At 68.0% G+C, this 15,884-nt stretch carries 13 protein-coding genes; 6 read left to right on the top strand and 7 right to left on the bottom strand.

Going from position 1 to position 15,884, the window contains the following annotated elements:
- Nucleotides 1-4 precede the first annotated feature (4 nt).
- Genes AB7U46_RS01320 through AB7U46_RS01310 form a run of 3 tightly spaced genes read left to right on the top strand, consistent with a single transcriptional unit; the run spans nucleotide 5 to nucleotide 2,364 of the window.
- Nucleotides 5-1,399: a DUF6638 family protein gene (locus AB7U46_RS01320; RefSeq protein ID WP_428335124.1), complete on the top strand. Its 1,395-nt coding sequence runs from the start codon at nucleotides 5-7 to the stop codon at nucleotides 1,397-1,399.
- Entirely contained in the window at nucleotides 1,396-1,668 is a 273-nt protein-coding gene (locus tag AB7U46_RS01315; RefSeq protein WP_428335123.1) for a hypothetical protein, read from the top strand. The genes AB7U46_RS01320 and AB7U46_RS01315 overlap by 4 nt, the downstream gene beginning before the upstream one ends.
- A 9-nt stretch (nucleotides 1,669-1,677) precedes the next feature.
- Nucleotides 1,678-2,364, top strand: coding sequence for a DUF1523 family protein (locus tag AB7U46_RS01310; RefSeq protein ID WP_428335122.1), 687 nt, complete (start codon nucleotides 1,678-1,680; stop codon nucleotides 2,362-2,364).
- A 90-nt stretch (nucleotides 2,365-2,454) separates the two neighbouring features.
- Here the strand turns inward: AB7U46_RS01310 and AB7U46_RS01305 are convergent, their stop codons facing one another.
- Complete coding sequence (locus tag AB7U46_RS01305) at nucleotides 2,455-4,800, bottom strand: aldehyde dehydrogenase family protein (RefSeq protein ID WP_428335121.1); 2,346 nt, start codon at nucleotides 4,798-4,800, stop codon at nucleotides 2,455-2,457.
- A 21-nt stretch (nucleotides 4,801-4,821) separates the two neighbouring features.
- On the bottom strand, nucleotides 4,822-5,772 hold the full coding sequence (gene deoC / locus AB7U46_RS01300) for a deoxyribose-phosphate aldolase (protein WP_428335120.1): 951 nt from the start codon (nucleotides 5,770-5,772) through the stop codon (nucleotides 4,822-4,824).
- A gap of 208 nt (nucleotides 5,773-5,980) precedes the next feature.
- On the opposite strand from deoC, the gene AB7U46_RS01295 reads away from it, so the two are divergent.
- Complete coding sequence (locus AB7U46_RS01295; RefSeq protein ID WP_428335119.1) at nucleotides 5,981-6,322, top strand: hypothetical protein; 342 nt, start codon at nucleotides 5,981-5,983, stop codon at nucleotides 6,320-6,322.
- Between the two features lie 30 nt (nucleotides 6,323-6,352).
- On the opposite strand, the gene grxD is transcribed toward AB7U46_RS01295, so the two are convergent.
- The 5 genes from grxD to AB7U46_RS01270 all read right to left on the bottom strand — a co-directional run bounded on the left by grxD (nucleotide 6,353) and on the right by AB7U46_RS01270 (nucleotide 11,426).
- A complete protein-coding gene (gene grxD / locus AB7U46_RS01290) occupies nucleotides 6,353-6,712 on the bottom strand; it encodes a Grx4 family monothiol glutaredoxin (RefSeq protein ID WP_428335118.1) in 360 nt (119 codons plus the stop codon).
- A gap of 28 nt (nucleotides 6,713-6,740) precedes the next feature.
- The gene (locus tag AB7U46_RS01285) at nucleotides 6,741-6,983 is read right to left on the bottom strand and encodes a BolA/IbaG family iron-sulfur metabolism protein (protein WP_428335117.1); all 243 of its coding nucleotides are present in this window, start codon (nucleotides 6,981-6,983) and stop codon (nucleotides 6,741-6,743) included.
- Between the two features lie 209 nt (nucleotides 6,984-7,192).
- Entirely contained in the window at nucleotides 7,193-9,355 is a 2,163-nt protein-coding gene (gene purL, locus AB7U46_RS01280) for a phosphoribosylformylglycinamidine synthase subunit PurL (RefSeq protein ID WP_428335116.1), read from the bottom strand.
- Nucleotides 9,356-9,487: 132 nt separating this feature from the next.
- Nucleotides 9,488-10,051: a hypothetical protein gene (locus tag AB7U46_RS01275; protein ID WP_428335115.1), complete on the bottom strand. Its 564-nt coding sequence runs from the start codon at nucleotides 10,049-10,051 to the stop codon at nucleotides 9,488-9,490.
- Between the two features lie 466 nt (nucleotides 10,052-10,517).
- The gene (locus AB7U46_RS01270; RefSeq protein WP_428335114.1) at nucleotides 10,518-11,426 is read right to left on the bottom strand and encodes a LysR family transcriptional regulator; all 909 of its coding nucleotides are present in this window, start codon (nucleotides 11,424-11,426) and stop codon (nucleotides 10,518-10,520) included.
- 157 nt (nucleotides 11,427-11,583) lie between these two features.
- Here AB7U46_RS01270 and AB7U46_RS01265 point away from each other — a divergent pair, with 157 nt between their 5' ends.
- Both AB7U46_RS01265 and AB7U46_RS01260 read left to right on the top strand, forming a co-directional pair.
- Nucleotides 11,584-14,988, top strand: coding sequence for an indolepyruvate ferredoxin oxidoreductase family protein (locus tag AB7U46_RS01265; RefSeq protein ID WP_428335113.1), 3,405 nt, complete (start codon nucleotides 11,584-11,586; stop codon nucleotides 14,986-14,988).
- An 80-nt stretch (nucleotides 14,989-15,068) separates the two neighbouring features.
- Nucleotides 15,069-15,881, top strand: a complete 813-nt coding sequence (locus AB7U46_RS01260; protein WP_428335112.1) for a glutamate racemase — start codon at nucleotides 15,069-15,071, stop codon at nucleotides 15,879-15,881.
- Nucleotides 15,882-15,884 lie beyond the last annotated feature (3 nt).

Here is a 15,884-nt window from a genome sequence, read left to right as displayed (position 1 = left end):
GGGCATGAAACGCCTGATCGAAAAGGGGCTGATGTTCGGCAATCTGGTGCGGGTCGATGCGCCCGCGCTGGTCGAGCGTTACAATCGCGCGCTTGAAAAACTCGCGGGCAAGCGTACGGCGCTGAGCGCGTTTCACATCGACCTTTCCGGTTTCTCGCCCGAGATCGGCGACGAGCTGGGCGACGATCTCTACCTCAACCCGAACGGCTGTAACCGGCAGTTCATCCTGCTCTCGACCGAGCAGAAATCGGCGCCGCTGCTCAACGCGAAATTCTCCACCTCGCGCACGATCCTGCGCCGCTTCATCGAGGAGAACGAAGCGCAGCTTTTTTCGCTGACCGCGCGCGACGCGGTGGCAGGGGAGCTCGAGAACACCGTCTTCGAACTGGACACCGCCGCCGCGCTTTTCGACATCCGGAGCGTCACGGTGATCGCCGACACCACCGGCAACCATGTCGCCGAGGCGGAAAAGCTTGCCGGCCTCGTCACCCGGTTCCGCACCGAGCCGGAGGGCTGGCATGACGACCGGCTGATCGCCGAGATGATCGCGCTGGCGGAAAAGACCGGCGACGTCACCCGCAACCCGATCGCGCTGAAGGCGACGCGCTTCGAGACGCCGGATTTCTGGACGGCGCATTTCGGCGGGATCTACATCTTCCGTTCGGTGGCCGAGCCTGCTGCGCTCTGGATGGGCGATCCGCCCGGGGCGCTGCCGATCCCCGCCTACGGCCGTGCGAGCCGCAACGAGATCGCGCGCTTTCTCGACCGCAACGCGCTGGTCGAGCCGATCGTTCAGGCGCGCGGCACCGATGCCGGCGCGATCCTGCGCCAGAAGATGGATTTCATCCTCGTCGAGGCGGCGGCGGCGCTGGGCCTCGATGCCGGATCGGGTTCGCGGCGGGAGCTGCGCGCGGTGGCGCAGCGGCTTGGCGCCGCGCTGCCCGAGGAGTTCCGCGCGCTCGCCGATCTTCTGCGCTGGGTCGAGGCGGGGGGGAACTGGCCGCTGATCTCCTCGAGCCATCCGGCCTATTTCTACACTTTGCGGGCGGCGCCCGGCCCGCTGCGCGACCTCGTCAACATGCTCCTGGCCGAGCTGAGCCCGCTCGACGTGCGCCAGCTTTTCATCTGCCACAAGGAGCTCTTCTATCGCCTCTACGCCACCTGGCCCGAGGCGAAGAAGGCCTATGTGGCGGATTTCCTCGAAAGGGAGTATCAGATCGACAAGGCGGGCGCGCGTGCGCAGCTGTTCGGGCCGGAGCCGGGCATGGCCGAGGAGGCGCCGGTGCGGGCCGCGGCCGGGCCCTGGGGCGCGGCGGGCAAGGCCACCGAGGCGGCCCCGGCGCGCGATCCGATCGACCTTGTGGGGCCCTGGGGGCCGGTATTGAGGGGGCGCAGGTGATGCGGTTCTTTCGGATTGCCCTTGTCTGGATCGTCGCCGTCTTTGCGGTGCACGGGATCCTGCGGATCTATCTGCGCTCGCTCAAGCGCGAGGCGCTGGAAAACGCCTGGGATCGCGGCGAGGCGGGCGGTGCGCTTTCGCGCGACGACTATGTCGCGGCGGAGATGGTGCGTTTCGATCGCTCGCTGCTTCTGAAGATCATCGCGCTGGTCTATGTGCTGCCGGTGATCGTGGTCGGCGTGATCATCTATTTCGTGAATTACAACTGAGGACGGACGATGCTGCGCAAGATCAAATGGATTCTGACGGGGATCGTGGTGCTGATCGTGGCGCTGTTCCTGAACTACGTGATGCCGCATCACAACACGGTGCGGGTGACCAATGTCTACAACAAGCTCACCCATGTCGACACCGGGATCAGCTCGATCTTCTATGCCTCGCCCGACAGCGGTTCGGCGGCCTCCGCGACCGGCGATCGCGACATCCTCTTCATCCAGACGGTGCGGCCGAACGGCAAGGTGCTGGTGTTCCGCAACGAGGATACCGGCTGGATCTGGCCGCCCTATTTCAAATACGACAGCTCGAATCTGCAGGCGGAGGCGGCGAATGCAGTCTCGCAGGAGCCGAATGCGAAATGGGTTTCGGTGACCTCGTATGGCTGGCGTATCGCCTGGCTTTCGGCCTTCCCGAACGCGGTGCGGATCGTGCCGGTGGACGGGCCGGAGGCGACGATCTTCCCCTGGCTGAACATCGTGATCCTGGGGATCCTGCTGCTGATCTTGCTGCTGATCCGGGCGATGTGGCTGCAGTTCCGGCAGCGCACGATCGACCCGCTGCTCGAGGACGCCTCCGAGGCCTGGGACGAGGTCGAGGAGCGCGCCGATGCCGCGGGCGATCATGCGCGGGGCGTCTGGGGGCGGTTCACCGGCTGGCTCGGCACCTGGTCGGGCAAGCCGCGGAAGTGAGGGGGAGGCCGGGGAGGGGGCTCCGCCCCCGGCCTGCGGCCTCCCCCGAGGTATTTTCGGCAAGATGAAGGGGCGCGGCGGCGCCCCTTTTCAGGCGCCGTAGGGCGTCCAGACGGTTTTCACCTGCACCGCATGGCCGAGCGTCTCGCGCGGATCCTGCGCGGCCCAGTCGCGCGGCCCGGGGCACCAGACCGCCTTGAGGTTGCCGGTGCTCTCGCGCTCGACCATCGCCGCCTCCTCGGGGCCGCCCGCATGCCAGAGCGCGGCGACATCGTCGTGCTGGGCAAGCGTCTTCGCCAGTTCCTCGCGCGGGCCGGTGACGAGGTTGACCACCCCGCCCGGCAGGTCGGAGCAGTCGAAGACCTGCGCGAGATCGGTCGCGGCGAAGGGCTGCGCCATGGCGGGGATCGCGACGACGCGGTTGCCCATCGCGATCGCCGGCAGCACGAGCGCGGCAAGGCCCAGAAGCGGCTGGGCATTGGCGCAGGCGATGCCGATCACGCCCCAGGGTTCGCTCAGCGCGAGGGTCAGCATCTTCGCCCGCGTCGCGGCGACCTCGCCCGCCATTTTGTCCGCCAGTGCGGCGGCGCGGAAGGCAAGGCGGATCGTCGCTTCGACCTCGGCCGGGTCATGGCCGCTCTCGCGCAGCCGCGCCTCGAACTCCGCCTGCCGCGTGGCGAGGTTCTCGGCGAGGAAATAGAGCACCTGCGCGCGGGCGTGGCCGGTCATCTTTCCCCAGCCCGCGGCCTTCTGCGCCGCCTCGACCGCGTTGCGGATGTCCTTGCGCGAACCGGTGGGGGCGAGGCCGATCTCGGCGCCCGCGGGGGAAAGGATGCGCCAGCTTTGGCCCCCTTCGGGGCGCTTCTGCGCGCCGCCGATGTAGAGCTTCGCGGTGCGGTCGATGGTGGTTTCCGTCTTCGCCGTGCCGGGCGCGGGGGCGGCGGAAAAGTCGGGGGCGGGGGCCTCGGTCAACATACTCGGCGCGGGGGCGCGGAGGTATTCGGCAAAGCCGGCGCGCCCGCCCTCGCGGCCAAAGCCGCTCTCGCGCATGCCGCCGAAGGGGGCGGCGGCGTCGAAGACATTAGCGCAGTTGATCCAGACGGTGCCGGCCTTCAGCCGCGCGGCGATGTCGTTCGCGAGCGTGATGTTTTCCGACCAGATCGCGGCGGCGAGGCCGTAGCGGGTGTTGTTCGCAAGCTCGACCGCCTCGGCCGGCGTGCGGAAGGTGGTGAGCGTGGCGATCGGGCCGAAGATTTCTTCGATGCTTGCCGGGTTGGCGGGTTCCGCGCCCAGGAGCAGCCCCGGCGCGCAGAAGCAGCCCGTCGCGGGCAGTTGCCCCTCGGGCCGGATCAGGCGCGCGCCCGCGGCCTCGCCCTGCGCCACCAGATCGCGGATCCGGGCGAGCTGCACCGGGTGCACGATCGCGCCGATGTCGGTGCATTTGTCGAGCGGGTCGCCGATGCGCAGCCTGGCCATGCGGGCGGTGAGCAGGGCGGTGAAGCGTTCGGCCACCGCTTCGGCGACGAGCAAACGCGAGCCCGCGCAGCAGACCTGCCCCTGGTTGAACCAGATCGAATTCACCACGCCCTCGACCGCGGCGTCGAGATCGGCGTCGGCGAAGACGAGGAAGGGGGATTTGCCGCCGAGTTCCAGCGTCAGCGCCTTGCCCGAGCCGGCGGTGGCGGCGCGGATCGCACGGCCGACTTCCGTCGAGCCGGTGAAGGCGATCTTGTCGACCTTTTCGGCGACGAGGGCGGCACCGGTGCGCCCGTCGCCGGTGACGACGTTCACCACGCCCTTCGGCAGGCCGATCTCGGCGCAGATCTCGGCGAAGGCCAGCGCCGTGAGCGGCGTGTATTCGGCGGGTTTCAGCACCACGGTATTGCCGGCGGCGAGGGCGGGGGCGAGCTTCCACGCCAGCATCAGCAGCGGGAAATTCCAGGGGATCACCGCGCCGACGACGCCATGGGGGGCATGGCCGGGGAACTCGGTCTCGGCGAGCTCGGCCCATCCGGCGTGATGGTAGAAATGCCGGATCGCGAGCGGCAGATCGGCCTCGCGCGCCTCGCGCAGCGGCTTGCCGGTGTCGAGGCATTCGAGCACGGAAAGGAAGCGCTCGCGTTTCTGCAGATGCCGCGCGATCGCGTAAAGCCATTTCGCGCGCGCGTGCCCCGCAAGCGCCGCCCAGCCGGGCGCCGCCGCCCGCGCCGCGGCGACGGCCTGCGCGATGTCGGCATCGCTGCCCTGCGTCACCTCGGCCAGCACCGCGCCGGTGGCGGGGTTTTCGCTGGTGAAGGTCTCGCCCGGCGCGGTGAAGGCGCCGTCGATGTAATGACCAAAGCGCCCGCGCGCCTTGAGCCAGCCCTGCACCTCGCCCGTCGCCTCGGGGGCGGGGCCGTAGTCCATCGTTTCGAGAATTTCCATGACGGTCGGCATCTTTCCCTCGGGCCCCCTGGTTCAGGCCAGCGCGTGGCGGTGTGCGGCGGCATAGCGCCCGGTGACATGGGTTTCGAGCTGGCGCTCGATGTCGCCCAGCATCGAGGAGGCGCCGAGGCGGAAGAGATCGGGGCGCAGCCAGTCGCGGCCCATCTCCTCGCGCATCAGGATCTGCCAGGTGAGCGCGTCCTTCGCCGTTTTCATCCCGCCCGCCGGCTTGAAGCCGATGCGCTGGCCGGTGCGCGCGCCGTAATCGCGCAGCGCCCGCACCATGGTGAGCGAGACCGGCAGCGTGGCGTTCACACCCTCCTTGCCGGTCGAGGTCTTTATGAAATCGGCGCCCGCCTGCATCGCGACCATCGAGGCCTTGTAGACATTGGAGAGCGTCTGCAGATCGCCGGTGGCGAGGATCGCCTTCATATGGGCGGTGCCGCAGGCCTCGCGCATCGCTGCGATCTCGTCGTAAAGCGCGGACCAGTCGGCGCGCAGCACATGGGCGCGGGTGATGACGATGTCGATCTCGGCGGCGCCCTCGTCATGCGCATAGCGGATCTCGGCCAGCCGCAGCGGCAGCGGCATCAGCCCGGCCGGGAAGCCGGTCGCGACCGAGGCGACGGGGATGCCCGAGCCCGCGAGCGCGCGCACCGCGGCGGAGACCATCGTCGGATAGACGCAGACGGCGCCGGTGGTGAGGTGCTCGAGCCCGAGGCCCGCGAGGATGTGACTGGCGAGCGGCGCGCGCGCCTTCGCGCAAAGCCGGGCGACGCGCGCCTCGGTGTCGTCGCCGGCAAGCGTCGTCAGGTCCATGCAGCGGATCGCATTGACGAGCCAGGCCGCCTGATAGTTTTTCTTCAGCCCGCGGCGCGCGGTCAGATCCGCGGCGCGGGCCTCGGCGGCGGGGGTGTTCACGGCCACGTCCTCGAACCAGGAGGGGGTGAGGTCGGTGCCGGGATTGCGGTGATCTTCGGTCATGGCGGTCCTGCGATGGGGTCCGGGGGCGCTCGCCGCAGGCTACCCGGGCCGGGCGCCGGCTTCAACGGGAAGGCGCGGGGGCGATGTCGGCGCCGGGGCTGCGACCGATCGCCCCGACCCCTGTCGCGCGCGGGAATTTTGCCGAAAATCGGAACGGGGCGGTTGCCACATGGGGTATTTTCGGCAAGGTGCGCTCGGGGTGAGTGTGATGACGATGACGATGGTTGGTGCACAGGAGCGGGAAGCCTTCGCGATCGAGCGGTTGCTCGACGGGCAGGGGGGCTGGCGCAGCCTCGTGCGAGAGATGGTGGCGCTCTGGCCGGAGGAGGCGCCGCTCGAGATCGGATTCGCGCTGGTTTCGGCGGCGGCCGCGATCGAGGCGAATTTCGCCCCCGGAAGCCCCGCGCGCGAGGCGGCCTTGCACGGCTATCGGCTGGCGGCGCTCCTGAGCATGGACGTTCATGCGATGGGCCTGCTCGGCATGTCCCACGCGCGGGCGGGCGATCTCGAGACCTATTGGGAGATCGACCCGTTCTTTGCCCGGCTTTAGGGGGCGGCGCACCGCCCCCGGCCGTTCGGATCAGGCGTTGGCGGCGCGGATGTTCTCCGCCGCTTCCTTGTTGTAGGTCACGCCCTTGTCGTCGAAGAGCTTGTCGAGCTCGCCCGAGAGGGTCATCTCGGTGACGATGTCGCAGCCGCCGACGAATTCGCCCTTGACGTAGAGCTGCGGGATCGTCGGCCAGTCGGAGAAGTCCTTGATCCCCTGACGCACCTCGGCATCGGCGAGGACGTTGACGTCCTTGTAGGCCACGCCGAGATAGTTCAGCACGCCGGCGACGCGGCTCGAGAACCCGCATTGCGGCATTTCCTTCGTGCCCTTCATGTAGAGCACCACGTCATTGCCTTCGATTTCCGCCTTGATCTGGTCGATCGCGCTCATTTCCGTGTCCTTTCTCACCCGGGGAGGTTCATTCCGGGGCTTTGGTGGTGAGGGCGAGCGCGTGGAGCGGCGCATTCGGCCCGTCCATCGCGCCTTTCAGCGCGGCGAAGACGGCGCGTTGCTGCTGCACCCGGTTCAGGCCCTTGAAGGAGGCGTCGACCACCTCGGCCGCCCAGTGATTCCCGTCACCGGCCAAGTCGGTGATGGTGATCTTCGCGTCGGGGAACCCGTCGCGGATCAGGGCCTCGATATCATGCGCTTCCATCGGCATCTGGCTCTCCTCGTCCTTTGCCCCAATCTAGGCTGCGGGCCGGGAGGGGGCAAGGGGCGGCGGTTGTGCGCGGGGCGGCCGGGGACGCCTCCGGCGGGAGTATTTTCGCCAGGAAAACGCATGCTCCGGAAAGAGGAGAGGCCTGCCCATTTTCCTTGGAGAAATACTCTCGGGGGGTGCGGGGGGCGGAAAGCCCCCCGTCCGCAGTGTCAGCCCTCGATCGCCTGGGCAAAGGCGGAGCGGTAGAGCAGCGAGAGCGCGGCCATCGGTTCCGCCTCGGCGCCGAAGGTGACATCCTTGCCGCCGAAGGTGCCGACGCGGGTGAGCGGCACGTCGGTCACGAGGGCCGCCGCCTCGAGCGCCGCGGCGCCGGCCGCGTCGCAGGCCACGAGGTAACGCGCCTGATCCTCGCCGAAGAGCGTGCCGATCTCGGTCGCGTCGAGCTGCAGGCCGATGCCGGCGCCCTCGGCCATCTCGAAGGCGGCGAGCGCCAGCCCGCCATCGGCGAGATCGGCCGCGGCCTTCACCAGCTTGCCGTTCGCGCGCAGGAATTCACCGTGCTTGCGTTCGGCTTCCAGATCGACGGCGGGGGCATCGCCCTCCTCGAGGCCGAAGGCCTCGGCGGCAAGCGCCGACTGGCCCAGATGGCCGAAGGTCTCGCCGATCACCAGCGCGATGTCGCCCTCGCCCGGTTCGCCGGCGATCAGATCGTCGAGCGATTTCAAGAGGCCCACGGCGCCGATCGTCGGGGTGGGCAGGATGCCCGAGCCGTCGGTTTCGTTGTAAAGCGAGACGTTGCCCGAGACGATCGGGAAGTCGAGCGCCTTGCAGGCCTCGGAGATGCCTTTGATGGAGCCGACGAACTGGCCCATGATCTCGGGCTTCTCGGGGTTGCCGAAGTTCATGTTGTCGGTCGTGGCGAGCGGCAGCGCGCCGACGGCGGAGAGGTTGCGATAGGCCTCGGCCACCGCCTGCTTGCCGCCCTCGTAGGGGTTCGCCTTGACGTAGCGCGGCGTCACGTCACTGGTGAAGGCCACCGCCTTGTCGGAGCCATGCACGCGCACGACGCCCGCGCCAAGGCCCGGGCGCACCACGCAATCGCCCATCACCTGGGTGTCGTATTGCTCGAAGACCCAGTTCTTCGCGGCATAGTTCGGCGACCCGATCAGCGCCTTCAGCGCCGCCATCGGGGTGATCGCGGGCAGCGCGCCCAGCGGCTTCGCCGGCGGCGTCTCGACCCAGGGGCGATCGTATTCCGGCGCGGCGGAGGAGAGTCTCGAGAGCGGAATATCCGCCTTCACCTCATTGCCGTGCAGGATCAGGAAGCGGTCCTCGGCGATCGTCTCGCCGACGATGGCGAAGTCGAGATCCCATTTCTGGAAGATCGCGCGGGCGACGTCTTCCTTTTCGGGCTTGAGCACCATGAGCATGCGCTCCTGGCTTTCCGACAGCATCATCTCATAGGCGGTCATGTTGCGCTCGCGCTGCGGTACGGCGTCGAGCTGCAGCTTGATGCCGAGGCCGCCCTTGTCGCCCATTTCGACGGCCGAGCAGGTCAGGCCCGCGGCGCCCATGTCCTGAATGGAAATCACCGCGTCGGTCTGCATCAGCTCCATGCAGGCCTCCATCAGGCATTTCTCGGTGAAGGGGTCGCCGACCTGCACGGTGGGGCGTTTTTCCTCGATCGTGTCGTCGAATTCGGCCGAGGCCATGGTGGCGCCGCCGACGCCGTCACGGCCGGTCTTCGCGCCAAGGTAAACCACCGGCATGCCGACGCCCGAGGCGGCGCAGTAGAAGATGTTGTCGGTGTCGGCGAGGCCCGCGGCGAAGGCGTTCACCAGGCAGTTGCCGTTGTAGGATTTGTGGAAGCGCACTTCGCCGCCGACGTTCGGCACGCCGAAGCAGTTGCCGTAATGGCCGACGCCCTCGACCACGCCCTTCACCAGATGCGGGGTCTTGGGGTGCGAGGGCACGCCGAAGCTCAGGCTGTCCATCGCCGCGATCGGGCGCGCGCCCATGGTGAAGACGTCGCGCAGGATGCCGCCGACGCCGGTCGCGGCGCCCTGATGCGGCTCGATATAGGAGGGGTGGTTGTGGCTCTCCATCTTGAAGATCACCGCCTGCCCATCGCCGATGTCGACGACGCCGGCGTTCTCGCCCGGGCCGCAGATGACCTGCGCGCCCTCGGTGTAAAGCGTGCGCAGCCATTTCTTCGAGGATTTGTAGGAGCAATGCTCGTTCCACATCGCCGAGAAGATGCCGAGTTCGGTGAAGCTCGGCGTGCGGCCCATGATGCCCAGAAGGCGCTCATATTCGTCGGGTTTCAGGCCATGGGCGGCGACGAGGTCGGGGGTGATCTGCGGCTCGGTCATCGGGATCCTCCGGGGAAGGCGCGGTTGGCTTCCCTTAAGCCATCAGGGCCTGCGGGGAAAGGGGCGGCATGCGAAAAGGGGCGGCTTGCGCCGCCCCTTGCCGCCCGGTCCGGGGCAGAACCGGGTCGCGTGTCAGGCCTGGGCCTGCAGCTTGTCGAGCAGGTCCGACATCGTCCAGCCGAGACGCAGCATGTGGTGATGCACCGCGCCCTTCGGCACGTCGATCTTGAACATCGAGACGGTGCGGTCCTTCACATTGTCGGAGACGCGCACGAAGACGGTGTCCGAGGTGGCGCCGCGGATGACGTGGTCGATGGTGCCGACCGCGCCGCCGTCGGCGGTGACCACCGCGTCACGCGCCATCGCGTCGGTGGTGTTGTCGGCGATGCCGACATCCGTCTTGAGCTGTTCGGAGACCGGCAGCGCGGCGCTGTTGTCCGAGGTGACGACCGCCGGCGCGGTGCCGAGCTTCAGATCGGCGAGGCCATATTGGTCGAGCTGACCCGACTGGGTGCCGATCGTGGGCGTGACCACCGCAACCTGCATCGGGGTTTCGGTGCTGGGCGGGGTGGCGATGCCCATCTTGTAGTCGATCAGGCCATATTGCCCGTCCGCGTCGCTCGCTTGGGCCGCGAGGGGCAGGGCGAGGGTGCTGGCGGTAAGGATCGAGGTAAGAACGAGAGCAGTGCGTTTCATCGTGATCTCCTTTCGGATCTTTTCCCTTCCGGGCTTGTGAATGGAGAACACCGGACCCTGCCTTTCGGTTCAGACGCATCTTCGTGAACGTATCGTGAGGGGCGAGTGAGCCGCGGCGCGGCGGCGCGATCCCGGGCGATCAGGTGCGGCGGGGGCGCGAAAGCGGCCGACCCTAGCGGCGGATAAAAAAATGGCCGAGACAAGCTCGGCCTTAGTCCAACAGGGAGGTAGAAGGTGATGAGAGTTTCCTCGTATCATCCCCTTCGACGCCTGATTTATGGGCAGAGTGTGAACCATTCAAGGGGAATCGTGCTGCAGATGCATCATACGAGCTATGCGTTGCTGTAATGCCTCAGTGCAACCCTGAGTTGATGCGCCCCTGCATGGATTTTCACCGGATGCGCGCGGATGTGCCGCGCGCTCCGGCGTTTTGGTGAATTCGGAGGGGTTTCGGCCGCGCGCGCGGTCAGTCGATGGCGAGATCGCCCATCTGCAGGCGGCGATAGGCCATGATCTCGTCCTGCACGAAATCGCGGAAGGCGGTGACGCGGCGCGACTGGCGCAGCTCTTCCGGATAGGCGAGGAAGACCGGCACCTCGACCGACTCGACCTCTGGCAGCACGCGCTCGATATTGGGGAAATCGACGGTGAGGTAATCGGGCAGGATGCCGATGCCGATATGGTTCAGCACGCCCTGCAACACGCCGTAATAGTTGTTCACCGTCAGCATCGAATGCACGTCATGCGCCATCACGCTATGCGCCAGCTGCGCGCCGGCCTGCACCTGCGGCGTCGAAGGGTTCTGGCAGATCAGCCGATGCGCGCCCATGTCCTCGAGCCGCTCGGGGCGGCCTTCGCGGTCGAGGTATTCCGGCGTTGCATAGAGGCGCATGCGAATGTTCAAAAGCCGCTTGCGCACCAGATCGGCCTGCGCCGGCTCCTTCATGCGGATCGCGACATCGGCCTCGCGCATCGGCAGGTCGAGCACGCGCTCCTCGAGCATGAGGTCGATTTTCAGGTCGGGGAAGCGGTCATAAAGCTTGATCAGCCGCGGCGCGAGCCAGAGCGTGCCGAAGCCGACCGTGGTCGTCACCTTCAGCTCGCCGAAGACTTCCTCCTCGCTGTCGCGGATGCGGGCGGCGGCCGAGTCGAGCTTTTTCGCCATCGTCGAGGTGGCCTCGAACAGCAATTCCCCCTGTTCGGTGAGAATCAGCCCGCGGGCGTGGCGGTGGAACAGCGTGGTGCCGAGCGATTCTTCCAGCGCCCGGATCTGGCGCGAAACCGCCGATTGCGAGAGGTGCAGTGCGTCCCCGGCATGGGTGAGCGAGCCGGCGTCCGCCACCGCGTGGAAGATTCGCAATTTGTCCCAGTCCATGCCGTTCATTTTTTCGAACTTTCATAGCAGCCTTGCGCAAGATGCTTATCTAAATCCGGCGCAGTTAACAAATGGGTTTCGCCGGAAAATTCCCTTTGTGGGTCAGCATTTTTGACCTACCATCGTGCATATGCCTTGAAAGCAAGGGAGGTGCTCAATGGGCAAGCAGGATATCGGCCGCGAGGTGCGCCTCGCGGATCGCTTCGATCTATCCAGAACCCCGGTTTTGCTGAACGGAACGCAGGCGCTGGTGCGGCTCGTGCTGATGCAGGCGGCGCGCGATCGCGCGGCCGGGCTGCAGACGGCGGGCTATGTCACCGGCTATCGCGGCAGCCCGCTCGGCGCGGTCGATCTGCAGATGGCGAAGGCGGAGGCCGAGCTGACGGCGGCGCAGATCCGCTTTCAGCCCGGGCTGAACGAGGATCTCGCCGCGACCGCGCTTTGGGGCACGCAACAGGCGGAGCTGCGCGGCGAGGGGAAATACGACGGCGTCTTTGGCCTCTGGTATGGCAAGGGGCCGGGGGTGGACCGCTCGGGCGACGTGATGCGGCACGCGAACATGGCCGGCACCTCGCGCCACGGCGGCGTCTTGATGGCGATGGGCGACGACCACACCGGGGAAAGCTCGACGGTGCTGCATCAGTCCGACTGGGCTATGGTCGATGCCTATATGCCGGTGCTCTCGCCCGCGGGGGTGCAGGAGATCCTCGATCTCGGGCTTTACGGCTATGCGCTGAGCCGTTTCGCCGGGGTCTGGGTCGGGCTCAAGACGATGAAGGACACGGTCGAGGCGACGGCGGTGGTCGATGGCGATCCGCTGCGGCTGAGTTTCACCGCGCCCGAGTTCCGGATGCCGCCGGGCGGGCTGAACATCCGCCTCGGCGACACGCCCGTCGCGCAGGAGGCGCGGATGATCGACTTCAAGCGCTTCGCCGCCGAGGCCTTTGCCCGGGCGAACCGCGTCGACCGGCGGATGCACGGGCAGGCGGGGGCGAAGATCGGCTTCGTCGCGGCAGGGAAGAACTGGCTCGATCTCGTCCATGCGATGAGCCTGCTCGGTCTGAGCGAGCCGGAATGCCAGCGCCTTGGCATCACCACCTGGAAGGTGGCGCAGACCTTCCCGATGGACATGCGCTCCTTCGCGGACTGGGCCGAGGGGCTCGAGCTGATCGTCGTCGTCGAGGAAAAGCGCAAGCTGATCGAGGTGCAGGTCAAGGAGGCGATCTTCGACAATCGCAAGGGGCGGCGGGTGCTGGGCTGGCACCACGACCGCACGGGCGAGGAGCTGTTCCCGACGCGCTACGCGCTCGACCCGATCCTGATCGCGGAAAAGCTCGGCGGCATCCTGATCGAGGAGGGCCGCGGCACCGAGGCGGTGAAGGCCGGCATCACCCGGCTGGCCGAGGCGCGGCGCGCCGACAACGCGCCCGAGATCGCGGTGCGCACGCCCTGGTTCTGCTCGGGCTGCCCGCATAACAGCTCGACGAAACTGCCCGAGGGCAGCCGCGCCTATGCCGGCATCGGCTGCCACTACATGGTGCAATGGATGGGGCGGGAGACCAGCGGCTTCACCCATATGGGCGCGGAGGGCGCGAACTGGGTGGGCGAGGCGCCGTTCTCGAACCGCGCCCATGTGTTCCAGAACCTCGGCGACGGCACCTATAACCACTCGGGCAGCCTCGCGATCCGCGCGGCGCTCGCGGCGGGGGTGAACATCACCTACAAGATCCTCTTCAACGATGCCGTCGCGATGACCGGCGGGCAGCGCAACGAAGGGGGCCTCAGCGCGCAGCAGATCACCCGCGAGATCCTTGCCATGGGGGTGAAGCCGGTGGTCGTCGTCTATGACGAAAAGGAGGGGCTCGATCTTTCAAGCTTCCCGGCGGAGGTGGACAAGGTCGAACGCGCCGGGCTGATGGCGGTGCAGGAGCGGCTGGCGCGCGAAAAGGGCGTCTCCGCGCTCGTCTATGTGCAGACCTGCGCGGCGGAGAAGCGGCGGCGGCGCAAACGCGGCGCCTTCCCCGACCCCGATCGCCGCGTCTTCATCAACACCGATGTCTGCGAGGGCTGCGGCGATTGCGGCGTGCAGTCGAACTGCGTCTCGATCGTGCCGGTGGAGACCGCATTCGGCACGAAACGCGCGATCGACCAGTCGAGCTGCAACAAGGATTTCTCCTGCCTGAAAGGCTTCTGCCCGAGCTTCGTCACGCTCGAAGGGGCGCGCCCGCGCAGGGCGCAGGCGAAGGAGTTCGCGCTGCCCGATCTGCCCGAGCCCGTGCTGCCCGCGATCTGCGGCACGCGTAACGTCGTCATCACCGGCGTCGGCGGCACCGGCGTCGTCACCGTCGGCGCGGTGCTCGCGATGGCCGCCCATGTCGACGGCAAGGGCGCGGGGATGATGGAGATGGCGGGCCTCGCGCAGAAGGGGGGCGCCGTGCATATCCATCTGCGCATCGCCGAGCGGCCCGCCGACATTTCCGCGATCCGCGTCGCGGTGGGGGAGGCGGATTGCCTGATCGGCGGCGATCTCGTCGTCAGCGCGGGGGCGAAGACGCTTGGCCTCACCACCACCGGGCGCACCGGGGCGGTGGTGAACAGCCATGAGATCGTCACCGGCGAGTTCACCCGCAACCGCGATTTCCGCCTGCCTGCGGGGCAGTTGCGGCTGGCGCTCGAGGCGCGGCTGCGGGAAAAGGTGGCCTTCTTCGATGCCTCCGAACTCACCCGGCATCTGCTCGGCGATTCGATCTATTCGAACATGGCGGTGCTCGGCGCGGCCTGGCAGGCGGGCACGCTGCCGCTCAGCCATGTCGCGATCATCCGGGCGATCGAGCTCAACGGCGCGCAGCCGGAGGCGAACCGGCGCGCCTTCGAGATCGGGCGCTGGGCCCTCACGCATCCGCAGGAGGCCGCGGCGCTTTGCGCGGGCGCGCCGGAGCTGGCGACCGATCCGGTCGCCACGCGCGCGGCGCATCTGGCGGCCTATCAGGACGCGGCGCTGGCGGCGCGGTTCGAGGCGCTGGTCGCTCGTGCGCCCGCGGGGCTGCGGCTTTCGGTGGCGAAGGGCTATCACAAGCTCCTTGCCTACAAGGATGAATATGAGGTCGCGCGGCTGCACCTTCAGACCGTGGAAAAGGCGCGGGCGGAGTTCGAGGGCGATTTCCGCCCGGTCTTCCACCTCGCGCCGCCCTTCCTTGGCGGCTCCGATCCCGACGGGCGCCCGAAAAAACGCGCTTTCGGGCCGTGGATCTTGCCCGCGTTCCGGCTGCTCGCGGCGATGAAACGCCTGCGCGGCACCGCGCTCGACCCGTTCGGGCGCTCGGCCGAGCGGCGCACCGAACGCGCGCTGATCGCCGCGTTCGAGGCGGATATGGCGGAGATCCTGCCGCGCGTCACGCCGCAGACCGAGGCGATCGCGCGCGAGCTGGCCGAACTGCCGCTCGCGATCCGCGGTTTCGGCCCGGTGAAGGAAGCGGCGGTCGCGCAGGCGGCGGCGCGGCGGGAGGAGCTTCTGGCCGCCTTCCGCGCGGGAGGCACGCCGCTGCCGCTGGCGGCGGAGTGAAATCCGCCGTTTATTTCCGCCCCGGCAGGGCCTAAAAGAGCGCACCGCCGATCCGGCGGGGCGCGTCGCGGGAGGCAGGCATGGCGGTTGGGGTGTTCGACAGTGGGCTCGGGGGGCTCACCGTCTACGAGGCGGTCTCGAAACGGCTGCCCGATGTCGCCTTCGTCTATTACGGCGACAACGCCCATGCGCCCTATGGCGTGCGCGATGCGAACGACATCTTCAACCTCACCTGCAAGGGCGTCGAGCGGCTCTGGGACGAGGGTTGTGACCTCGTAATCCTCGCCTGCAACACCGCCTCGGCCGCCGCGCTCAAGCGCATGCAGGAAACCTGGGTGCCGAAGGACAAGCGGGTGCTGGGCGTCTTCGTGCCGATGATCGAGGCGCTGACCGAGCGCAAATGGGGCGACAATTCCCCGCCGCACGAGGTCGCGGTGAAACATGTGGCGCTGTTCGCGACGCCCGCGACGGTGGCGAGCCGGGCGTTCCAGCGCGAGCTGGCCTATCGCGCGATCGGCGTCGATGTCGAGGCGCAGCCCTGCGGCGGCGTCGTCGACGCGATCGAGACCGGCGACGAGATCCTGGCCGAGGCGCTGGTGAAATCCCATGTCGAGGCGCTGAAGCGGCGGATGCCGCACCCCGAGGCGGCGATCCTCGGCTGCACCCATTACCCCTTGATGCAAAAGACCTTTCAGGAGGCGCTCGGCGCTGACGTGACGGTCTATTCGCAGGCGACGCTGGTCGCCGAGAGCCTTGCCGATTACCTCGCGCGGCGGCCCGAGTTCGTTGGCACGGGGACGGTGTCGAAATACCTCACCACCGGCGATCCTTCGTCGGTTTCGGCGCATGCGACGCAGTTCCTGCGCCGCGCGATCCGGTTCGAGGCGGCCTGAGCC

The organism is Paenirhodobacter sp. (assembly GCF_050177655.1).
Lineage (GTDB): Bacteria > Pseudomonadota > Alphaproteobacteria > Rhodobacterales > Rhodobacteraceae > Rhodobacter.
Note: the sequence above shows the minus strand (reverse complement) of the source record. Positions and strands in the feature narration are given on the sequence as shown.